The 261-nt window shown below is 44.8% G+C and carries 1 pseudogene; it reads right to left on the reverse strand.

Features of this window, described 5'->3' with window-relative positions:
• Nucleotides 1-261, reverse strand: a pseudogene (locus tag AB4486_RS28135) (WYL domain-containing protein); the annotation flags it as partial.

Below are 261 nucleotides of genomic sequence, written 5' to 3' on the forward strand. Positions count from 1 at the left end.
GAATGGTGCGCTATTTAGCGTTGTTTTTGCTCTTGAAATAAGCCTTAGGGCGTCGTTGAGTTTCGCTCCTGCTGACGGCAAAAGCCGTTCTCGCAATTGATTGCCAATACTACCTAACATTGAGATTGAATCACTTAATCCAGGGTTTACATCAAAATCAACGCCTTCTTTTACTTTATAACGAGCTTTCGATGCAGTCCCGTTACGTACTAATAACTCCGAATGCCCGACCGGACCAGAACCTTGGACTCCATGGTCTGT

Source organism: Vibrio sp. 10N.222.55.C6, from assembly GCF_041473395.1.
In the GTDB taxonomy this organism is placed as follows: Bacteria; Pseudomonadota; Gammaproteobacteria; order Enterobacterales; family Vibrionaceae; genus Vibrio; species Vibrio crassostreae_C.